We start from the raw sequence: 9,710 nt of genomic DNA, 5'->3' as shown, positions 1-9,710 counted from the left end.
GGGGGGCGCTGCCGGGGGGGGGGAGTCCACGCGGGGGGCGCGCGGGGCGGGGGCGGGGGCGCGCGGGGGGGGGGGGCGGGCGCGCGGGGGCCCCCCCCCCCCCCCGCCCGGTGAGGAGGAGCGGATCAGCCGGTGAAGCCGGCCGTGATGGAGGTGAACTGCCAGTCGCTCTGGGCGATGCCGGAGCACGTCTCCTGGAGGCCACCGCCCGGGCAGCCGCGGTCGCGGTTCACCGACCAGAACGCGAGGCGCGCGATGTGGTGGGAGTTGGCCCAGTTGCGGATGTCGGTCCAGTTCTGGACGGTGGTGGTCTCCTGCGTATCGCTGACGCCGTTCATGCCGGAGATGCCGATGCGGGCGTAGGCGGTCGCGTCGTTCCAGCCGAAGGTGGACTTGAGCTTGGCCTTGAGGCCCTCGGTCGCGCTGACGGTGCTGGTGTACATGTCCGTCGAGGCGTTGCCGAAGTCGAACGGCATGATGGTGAAGACGTCGATGTCGGCGTTGAGCGCCTTCGACTGCTCGATCAGGCGGTTGCCCCAGCTGGTCGGGCCCGTGGTGCTGGTGCCGAAGGTCAGGATGGTCTTCAAGCCGGGGTTGTTCTGCTTGACGATCTTGAGCGCCCCCAGGATGCGGTCCTGGACCACGGCGTTCTCGAACTCGTCGGTGTTCTCGATGTCCACGTCGATGGCCTTGAGGCCGTAGGCGTTGATGACCTGCTGATAGGCGCCGGCCAGGGCTTCGGGGGTGGAACAGTTGGGGCCGAGCTTGTTGCCCTGCCAGCCGCCGATGGAGGGCACCACGTCACCGCCCGCGGCGCGGATCGCGGCGATGGTGCTCTGGTCCACGCCGCCGGTCAGCGGGCGCTGGCCGTCCCAGGACGCGTTGCATCCACCGGAGGAGAGGATGAACGCCATGGTGAACCACTTCGCGCCGGTCGCGTTCATCACGGTGGTCGCGCTCGGCGGGTTGCCCCAGCCGAGGTAGAGGTAGGGCGCGGCCTGCTTGAAGCCGCTCGGCACGGTCCCGTTGTCGGTGGTGACGTTGACGGTGTTGGAGGCGGGCGAGGTGTTCCCCGCGAGGTCGCGGGCACGGACGCTGAAGGCGTAGGCCGTGTTGGGGGTCAGGCCGCCCACGGTCGCGCTGGTCGTGGTCGAGGTGGCGACCTTGCTGCCGCCCTGGTAGACGTCGTAGCCGCTCACGCCGACGTTGTCGGTGGAGGCGGTCCAGGTCAGGGAGGCGCTGGTGGAGGTCTTGCCGGAGGCGGCGAGGCTGCCGGGCGCGGTGGGCGCCTGGGTGTCGGCGGTGCCGCCGGGGCCGTCCAGGGTGATGTCGTCGGCGTAGTAGGTGCCCTGTCCGTACCAGCCGTTGAGGTAGACCTCGGCGCTGGTCTGGGAGGCGCCGGTGGTGAAGCTGACGGTCAGTTTGGAGTACGCGCCGGTCGAGGTGGTCCAGGTGGAGGCGCCGCCGGTGACTCCGAGGTAGACGTAGCTGCCGCGGACCCACGCGGAGAGCGTGTACGTGGTGTTGGGCTGGACCGCGACGGTCTGCGCGCACCTGGCGTTGTCGGACGCGCTGGCCGCACCGGCCAGTGCCTTGGCTCCCCCGTGCACGGGGGAGCCGACCACGGAGCCCAGGCCCCCGGAGCAGGACCAGCCGGCCGTGGTGCCGGTCTCGAGGTCACCGTTGGTGAGCAGATTGGCGCCGAACGCGGCGCCGGGGGACGTCAGTACCGCGGCCGCGGCCAGCAGGGCGGTGCCGAGGCCGCAGGCCAGACGGGCACGGGTTCGGATGGGGGTACGCAAGGAAGTGCCTCCAGTGGGAATGGGGGGACGGCTTGAAGCGCGCCGATCGGGCGTATGCCGCGGAGACCGCGCGGGTGGGGCTACGGGGGAGGTCAGGCTTGTCTCGGGCCGTACGCCGGTTCTGGTGGGGGGAGTTGACGTCGTAGCGCTTCGTGGCCGGGAACCTAATCCTCCGGAAGGGCTGCCGTCAACAGGTCTGGACCATCAAGAAGTTGGTGACCCCAATCGGAAGGTTTACTAACCATGAGGCTTGACAAGGGCGCCGCTCCTTCGTCAGCCTGTGGCGGCAGGACGACCCGCCTCGCACCACCCCGCCCGCCTCGCACCGTCCTCGCACCGCCTCGCTCCCACGCGCCCGCGTGACCGTCCGTGACCGCCCCGAAATGACTCGGGCCCTGCTGGTACCCCTACGTAGGGTGGCCGGATGAGCGGAATAGAGAGCGTGACCGACCGGAACGAGTGGCGAGCCGGGTTCGAGCGGCGCGTACTGGCCGGATACCGCGCCGCAGGCTGCTCGGAGCCCCTGGCCCGGGCCATGTGGGAGCGGGCCGCGAAGGGCATCGACGACTGGACGGTGGCCACCGACGGCGCCGGGTGGATCGCCGTCGGGGTGACGCGGGACAACGGCAGGACCGTGGGCCGGATCCACGACCTGACGGTGCCGGACGGGCGGGCGTGGGCCGAGCGGTGGTGCGCCGAGCACGGCGCGCGGCAGGTGGAGGTCAGGGTCACGGGCGGAGCGGCCGGGGTCTTCGCCGACTACCCCGTACGCGGACAGACCCGCATGCGGGTCGCGGCCGAACAGCCGCAGCTGCCACCGGGTCTGACGGTCCGCCGGCTCACCGAAGAGGAGTACCCGGGCTGGTACGCCGGCGAGGAGGCCGGGTACATCGCGGACATCGTCCGGGCCGGAGGCTTCACCCCGGAGCAGGCCAAGGCGAAGTCCGACCAGGACTTCGCCCGCCACCTGCCGCAAGGATTCCTCACCCCGGGCCACGCCTTCTACGCGATGGAAGCCGAAGGCCAGGTGATCGGCGCCGGCTGGGTGAACCACGGCTACCTGCCGGGCGTGACCTTCGGCTTCTCCCTGGAGGTCTACGAGGAGCACCGCGGCAAGGGCTACGGCCGCGCCGCGATGGCCGTCGGTGAGTGGGCCACCCGGCAGGGCGGCGACGAAGTGATGATGTTCAACGTCTTCGGCGGCAACGACGTCGCGATGGGCCTGTACGAGAGCGCCGGCTACGCCGTGCTGGACCAGCACCGCTCGCTCGAACTCTGAGGCACGCGTCCGCGCCCCCCTCGGCCTCGGCCCGGTCGGCCGGAGCCGGGGGGTAGCCCTACCGGGGCAGGGCGGACAGCCGGATCGTTCGGGCCGCTCGCGTCCGGAAGTGTGGGGGCCGGAACGCACCGCTGGATTCCCCAACGATTCCACAGGAGTTGGCTCGTGCCTGAACAGGTGTCACAGAGGTTTCGTACGTCCGGGCGGCCGGGGCGCGGCGGTTTGCGCCGAGCCCTGCCCGCCGCGGCGCTGGCCGCGCTGGTCGCGGGCGTCGTGACGATGGGTGTGCCGGCGCCGTCCGCGGCGTCCGCCGCCGCCAGGCCGGACGCCGTCCAGCAGGGGCTGAACGGGCTGGTGCGCGCCGACGGCCTGCCCGCCGCCCTGGCGAGCGTCAAGGACGGTCAGGGCCGCACCCGCACCTACACCGCGGGAGTGGGGGACGTGACCACCGGCGCGAAGGTGCCGGCCGACGGCCAGGTCCGGATCGGCAGCACCACCAAGACGTTCACCGCGGTGGTCGTCCTGCAACTGGTGGCCGAGGGGAAGATCGGCCTCGACACCATGGTCGACACCTACCTGCCGGGTCTCGTGCGCGGGGAGGGCATCGACGGACGCCACATCACGGTCCGTCAACTCCTGCAGCACACCAGCGGACTTCCCGACTACGAGGGAGACATCAACGAGGACATCCTCCGGCACCGGTACTTCGAGCCCCGCGACCTCCTGGACCTCGCCTTCCAGCACAAGGCCGCATTCGAACCCGGGAAGGACTGGGGATACAGCAACACGAACTACGTGGTGGCCGGCCTGATCGTCCAGAAGGTCACCGGACGGCCCCTCGCCGAGGCCATCGACACGCGCGTCATCAAGGCCGCCGGGCTGCGCCACACCTCCTTCCCCGCCCAAGGGGACATGGGCATCCGAGAGGCCCACCCCCGGGGCTACCTCAGGGAGACGGCGGGCGCGCCCCTGCGCGACGTCACGGAGATGGACCCGTCGGTCGCCTGGGCGGCGGGCCAGATGATCTCCACCAACTCCGACCTCAACCGGTTCTTCACCGCGCTCCTGGGAGGCGGCCTCCTCCCGGACGCCCAGCTCGCCCAGATGCGCGCCACCGTCCCCATCGGGGACACCGGCGCCGGATACGGACTCGGGCTCATCAGCAGGCCCTTGTCGTGCGGCGGCGTGTACTGGGGCCACGGCGGTGACATACCGGGGTACGAGACCCGGGGCGGAGTCACCGAGAAGGGCCGCGCCGTCAGCATCGCGGTGACCAGCATCCCGACCGACGGGGCGGGCACGCAGCACCTCGAGGGCTTGGTGGACACGGCCCTGTGCGGCTGACGTCCACGAGGCGCACCCCGCGCCCCCGGGACCCGGGAGGCGCGACCGCTCCTCCCGGGACCCGCGCCGGCGGGCCCGCGGGCCGGCGGAGGGCCTCAGCCGGCCCCGGGGACCTCGGCCCGCCCGGGATCCCCATGCCACATGTGTCCCCGGAACACCCGAAGAACCCCAAGAACCCCTCCCCGTAAGCTCCGTGCGGCCAAAATCATGTCCGAGGCGTGCCGGCGCGCGGACAGCCCTCCCGGGGTTCCCGCGTACGGAAGGCCCGGCGGCCACCGGCCCGGTGGCCGCCGCACGCCGCGTACGCAGGGCCCTCCGCGCGACGGCGGGGGCCGCGAAGGGGAGGAACGATCACCATGAGCATGGACGCGACGATCAGACCCGGACGGTTACACCGGGGCAGACTGGGCCGCCGGGTCACGACCTGGGCGGCGGCCACCGTGCTCGCCGCGGGCACGCTGACCGCGGCGGCGGGCTCGGCGCAGGGTGCCGCGCCCGAGCACCCGACGGCGTACGTCACCAACAGCGACGACGGCAGCGTGTCGGCGATCGACACGGTCACCGGCGCGACCGTCGCCACCGTCCCCGTCGGCGACGGACCCACCAACGCCGCGACCACCCCGGACGGTTCACGGGTCTATGTGTCCAACTCCGGCGCGGCCACGCTCACGGTGATCGACACCGGCACCAACACCGTGACGGCCACCTTCCCCTTCGGACAGTTCCCGTCACAGATCGCCTTCACCCCCGACGGGACGCGCGGCTACGTGGCCGACGGCTCCGCGCAGGCCGTGCACGTGCTCGACCCGGCCGCCAACACCCTCACCGCCAGCATCCCCGTCGCCGGGAACCCCGTGTACGTCGCCGTCAACGCCTCCGGCACCCGCGTCTACGTCACCCGCGCCGCGGACTCCCGGGTCGACGTGATCGACACCGCGACCAACGCCGTCACCGCGAGCATTCCCGTCGCGGGGGATCCCCGCAGGATCGCGGTCAACCCGGCCGGTACCCGCCTCTACGTCACCGGGAACTCCAGCAACACCGTGTCCGTGATCGACACCGCCACGAACGCGGTCGTCGGCACGATCGCCACCGGCGGCTTCTACCCCCAGGCCGTGGCCGTCTCCTCCAACGGCACCCGCGCCTACGTCGTCAACGTGGTCTCCGCCAACGTCTCCGTCATCGACACCGCGACCGACGCCGTCGTAGCCGTCGTCCCCGTCGGCTCCGCCCCCGTCGACGCGGCCCTCACCCCCGACGGAAAGCACCTCTACGTGGCCAACTACCGCGGCGACACCGTGTCCGTGATCGACACGGCGAGCAATGCCGTCACCGGCACGATCGCCTCCGGCCACGCCCCGGTCTCCCTGACCGTCACCCCCGTCCCGCCGGCCGCCGATCTCGCCGTGGCCCTCACCGCCACCCCCGTACCCGGCCTGCTGAACGGACGCATCGACTACACGCTCACCGTCACCAACACCGGGCCCGCCGCCGCGGTCTCGGGCACCGTCACCGTCCCGCTCACCGCCCCGATGAGTGCCACCAGCTCCTCATGCGCCGTGGCGGCGGGAGCCGTCACCTGCACGGTGGCGAACCTCGCCCCGGGTGCGAGCACCACCCGCCGGTTCACCGTGCCGGTCGCGACGCTCAGTCTCGGCAGGGCCTACACCGTCACCGCCACCCGGACCGCGAGCAGCCCGACCGACCCGAACCCGGCCAACAACAGCGCCGCCCGTACCTGCACCGCGCTGACCTCGCTCCTCATCAACTGCTCCTGACCTCCCGTCCGGACCGGCCGCACCGCGGACGGGGCGCTCCCGCTCCGGGGTGCCCCGTCCGTGCGCGGGACCCGGGAGCCGGGCCCTCCCGAGGCTCGGCGACCGGCGCCCCGGCGCGCCTCGAGGGGGTGGTGTTCGACGGGATTTCGCCCCCTTCGCCGCTACGTTGATCCGGTGACCGACCTCGCACCACCGGCCGTGCCGCCACCGGCCGCTCCCGCCAAGGCCCTGCTGCCCCTCATCCTGCCCGCCCTGGCGATCGGGGTGGGCTCGAGCCTGCTGCTCATCGGTGTGAGCGAGGCGGCCGGACTGCTGAAGGACGTGCTGTGGGAGACCCTCCCCGACGCGATCGGGGTCGGCCGCTGGTCCGCGGCCTGGATCATGACGGTCCTGAGCGCGACCGGCCTCGCCGTCGGCCTCGTCGTGTGGAAGGTCCACGGACACGCCGGGCCCGACCCGGCGACCACGGGTCTGGTGGACGCTCCCATGCCCCCCGGCGTGGTCCCCGGCCTGCTGTTGGCCACCGCGCTCGCCCTGGCCGGCGGAGTGAGTCTGGGGCCGGAGAATCCGATCACCGCCGCGAACATCGCCCTCGCCGCCTGGCTGGGCCGGCGCCTGTCACCGGGAAGCCCGGCGCGGATGTGGGCGGCCCTGGGCGCGGCGGGTACCGTCGGGGCGCTGTTCGGCACCCCCGTCGCGGCCGTCCTGATCCTGACGGAGTCGCTGGTGGCGGCTCCCCGCCCGGGTGCGACCGCCGGGGGCGGGCGGGCGCCCACCCTGTGGGACCAGCTCTTCGCCCCGCTGATCGCGGCGGGCGCGGGCGGGGCGACGACCATCCTCATCGCCGCGCCCACCTTCCGCCTGAACCTGCCTCCGCTCGACCCGCCGCGCTGGACGGACGTGCTCGCGGCGCTCGTGATCTCCTCGGCCGCGGCGGCCCTGGCGATGGTCGCCGTGTGCGCCTTCCCGTACGTCCACCGGGTCTTCCACCTGCTGCCGCATCCCGTACTGGCCCTCACGCTGGGCGGAGTGGTGCTGGGTCTGCTCGGACTGCTCGGCGGCCCGCTCACGCTCTTCAAGGGCCTGGATCAGATGCGCGAGCTGACCGCCGGCCCGGCGGGACACTCCGGCGGCTCGCTCGTCCTGATGGCCGTGGTGAAGCTGGTCGCCGTCGTGGTGGCCTGCGGGGCCGGATTCCGGGGCGGGCGGATCTTCCCGTCCGTCTTCGTGGGGGCCGCGCTCGGGCTCGCCGTGGCCGCCCTGGTGCCCGAGGTACAGCCCCCGGTCGCGGTGACGTGCGCGGTGCTCGGCATCCTGCTGGCCGTCACGCGGCAGGGCTGGCTGAGCCTGTTCGCCGCGGCGGTCCTCGCCCCGGACCCGAATCTGCTCCCCCTGCTGTGCGTGGCCCTGCTCCCCGCCTGGCTCCTGGTCACGGGCGGCCCGCAGATGCAGCTGAACGCCTCGGGTGCGCCGTTGCGCTGACGACGGCAGCGGAGCCGACGATCCGCGGTGGTGGCCGACGGGCCGGTGCCAGGTGGCCGGTGTCACGGGCCGGGTGTCACGGGCCGGGGTCGAGGAGGTGCGGGCCGTTGTTGCGGACGCTGTTGACCGCGGTGGAGACGGCGGTCACCGCGAGGCGGCCGTCGGCGGGGGTGTGGAGGAGGGCGCGGAGGTCCGTGGTGTCGTGGTGGGAGGGGTCGAGCCAGGCCTCGTAGTCGCCCGGGTCGAGGGCCAGGGGCATCCGGGGATGGATCCGGCCGGCCGCGTCAGTGGCCTCGGTGGTGATGATCGTGGCGGTGGTGAGCCAGGCCGCGGGATCGTCGTCGTCGGTGACGGCCGGGTCGCGCCAGAACTCGTACAGACCGGCCATCGCCATCACGGTGCCGGTCTCGGGCCGGATGAAGTACGGCTGTTTGTAGGCCTTGGCCGACGCGCTGGCCGGTACGGCGACCCACTCGTAGAAGCCGTCGGCGGGCAGCAGGCAGCGGCGCTTGGCAAGGGCCCGCCGGTAGGCGGGTTTCTCGTGGACGGTCTCCACCCGCGCGTTGATCATCCGCGATCCCACCCCCGGATCCTTCGCCCAGGACGGCACCAGCCCCCATCGCACGGGGCGCAGGCGCCGCTGGACCTCTCCCGTGTCCCGGGCCGCGCGTTCCAGGACCGCCCACACCTCGTCGGTGGGCGCCACGTTCCAGGAAGGGCCGAGCGCCGGATCCGGGCCGAGGCGGGCGCCGAAGAGCCCGGCGAGGTCTTCGGGCGCCCGCGAGGAGGCGTATCGGCCGCACATGCCCTCCACTGTCCCATCCTTCGGCCGTGGGGCCGGGCGGAACGCGCCGTTCCCGGTCCGCGGCCGCGCCGCGGGGCATGGTGGTGGCCATGGACGTGGACGCGGTGATCGTCGAGTTGGCGGGGCTCAGGCCGGTGGAGTTCACCGCGGCCCGTGACGCGTACGTGGCCCGGGCCCGGCGGGAGAACGACGAGGCCGCCGCGGCCGCGGTCGGACGGCTGCGCAGACCGAGACGCGCGGTGTGGGCGGCGAACCTGGTGGCCCGGACCCATCCCGATCAGGCCGAGGCGCTGCTGCGCCTCGGCGCGGGGCTGCGCCGGGCCCATCGGGAACTGGACGGCGGGCAGCTGCGGACGCTGACGCACGAGCAGCACCGGGTGATCGGCGCGTTGGCCCGGGAGGCGGGCCAGCTGGCGGCCGACGCGGGGGAGCCGCTGGGGGCGAACGGGCTCCGGGAGCTCGAGCAGCTCTTCCACGGGGTGCTGGCCGATGAGGAAGCGGCTCTGGAGTGGGCGGCCGGCCGCATGGTGAGGGCGCCGGCTACCGCGGTCGGCTTCGACGGTCTGGAGCCGGACCCGGGCGCGGTACCTCCGCCGCCCGCTCCAGAACCCCGCACCACGACCGCAGCCGCCCCCGCAGGGGAGTACGGCGGTCACGATGACGGGCACGGGCACGGGCACGGCCACGGCCACGGCCACGACCACGGCCGCGGCGACGAGGGCGCGGGCGTCCGGCGGGCGGCGGAGAGGAGGCGGGCCCGCTTGGCCGCGGCCCGGAAGCAGGCCGCGGAGGCCTCGGCCGCGCTGCGGATGGCCGAGGAGCGGCAGGCCGAGGCGGAATCCGCCTGGGAACGGGCCGAGAGCGACCTGGCCGCGCTGCGCGACGAACTCGCCACCGTGCGGCGACGGGTGGACGGGGCCCAGCAGGCGGCACGGGAAGCGAAGCGCGTCCACGGAGAGGCCGGACGGGCGCGCGCCAGGGCCCTGCGGGCAGGGGAGAGCGCGACCCGCCGACTGGAGGAGCTGGCCGAGGCCGCGGGCGAGGCCGAGGGCGAGAGCGAGGGCGAGAGCTGAAGAGCCGGTGTGGCCGGCCGGCCCGCCAGTCGGCCAGACGGCCCGGTGCCGGGGGCCGCCCCCGGCGCGCCCCCCCCCCGCCCCCGGGGGGGGGGGGCCGGGGGGGGGGGGGGGGGGCCGGGGGGGGGGGGGGCCCCCCCCCGCCGG

The 9,710-nt window shown here is 73.8% G+C and carries 7 protein-coding genes; 5 read left to right on the top strand and 2 right to left on the bottom strand.

Translation table 11 applies throughout. The features are described from left to right. Positions 1-125: 125 nt before the first annotated feature. The gene (locus ACWF9Z_RS31175; RefSeq protein WP_453607704.1) at positions 126-1,802 is read right to left on the bottom strand and encodes a carbohydrate binding domain-containing protein; all 1,677 of its coding nucleotides are present in this window, start codon (positions 1,800-1,802) and stop codon (positions 126-128) included. A gap of 424 nt (positions 1,803-2,226) precedes the next feature. Here ACWF9Z_RS31175 and ACWF9Z_RS31170 point away from each other — a divergent pair, with 424 nt between their 5' ends. The 4 genes from ACWF9Z_RS31170 (at position 2,227) to ACWF9Z_RS31155 (ending at position 7,685) form a co-directional block, all read left to right on the top strand. Further along, on the top strand, positions 2,227-3,081 hold the full coding sequence (locus ACWF9Z_RS31170; RefSeq protein ID WP_453607701.1) for a GNAT family N-acetyltransferase: 855 nt from the start codon (positions 2,227-2,229) through the stop codon (positions 3,079-3,081). Between the two features lie 279 nt (positions 3,082-3,360). Next, positions 3,361-4,425, top strand: a complete 1,065-nt coding sequence (locus ACWF9Z_RS31165; RefSeq protein WP_453607787.1) for a serine hydrolase domain-containing protein — start codon at positions 3,361-3,363, stop codon at positions 4,423-4,425. Between the two features lie 356 nt (positions 4,426-4,781). Then, positions 4,782-6,203 (top strand): hypothetical protein, encoded by a 1,422-nt coding sequence (locus ACWF9Z_RS31160; RefSeq protein WP_453607699.1) that lies wholly within the window; start codon positions 4,782-4,784, stop codon positions 6,201-6,203. Positions 6,204-6,377: 174 nt separating this feature from the next. After that, the gene (locus ACWF9Z_RS31155) at positions 6,378-7,685 is read left to right on the top strand and encodes an ion channel protein (protein ID WP_453607696.1); all 1,308 of its coding nucleotides are present in this window, start codon (positions 6,378-6,380) and stop codon (positions 7,683-7,685) included. Positions 7,686-7,761: 76 nt separating this feature from the next. Here the strand turns inward: ACWF9Z_RS31155 and ACWF9Z_RS31150 are convergent, their stop codons facing one another. Continuing rightward, a complete protein-coding gene (locus ACWF9Z_RS31150; RefSeq protein ID WP_453607694.1) occupies positions 7,762-8,490 on the bottom strand; it encodes an SOS response-associated peptidase in 729 nt (242 codons plus the stop codon). Between the two features lie 89 nt (positions 8,491-8,579). Here ACWF9Z_RS31150 and ACWF9Z_RS31145 point away from each other — a divergent pair, with 89 nt between their 5' ends. Beyond that, positions 8,580-9,563, top strand: coding sequence for a hypothetical protein (locus ACWF9Z_RS31145; RefSeq protein ID WP_453607692.1), 984 nt, complete (start codon positions 8,580-8,582; stop codon positions 9,561-9,563). The last annotated feature ends 147 nt before the right edge of the window (positions 9,564-9,710 follow it).

Source organism: Streptomyces sp. NPDC054961 (assembly GCF_053609145.1).
This window is presented reverse-complemented; position numbering and strand designations above follow the sequence as displayed.

Bases quoted from the DNA above. Each gene is read 5' to 3' on its own strand.
- ACWF9Z_RS31145 (WP_453607692.1), top strand. From the start codon at position 8,580: ATGGACGTGGACGCGGTGATCGTCGAGTTGGCGGGGCTCAGGCCGGTG.
- ACWF9Z_RS31150 (WP_453607694.1), bottom strand. From the start codon at position 8,490: ATGTGCGGCCGATACGCCTCCTCGCGGGCGCCCGAAGACCTCGCCGGG.
- ACWF9Z_RS31160 (WP_453607699.1), top strand. From the start codon at position 4,782: ATGAGCATGGACGCGACGATCAGACCCGGACGGTTACACCGGGGCAGA.
- ACWF9Z_RS31170 (WP_453607701.1), top strand. From the start codon at position 2,227: ATGAGCGGAATAGAGAGCGTGACCGACCGGAACGAGTGGCGAGCCGGG.
- ACWF9Z_RS31165 (WP_453607787.1), top strand. From the start codon at position 3,361: ATGGGTGTGCCGGCGCCGTCCGCGGCGTCCGCCGCCGCCAGGCCGGAC.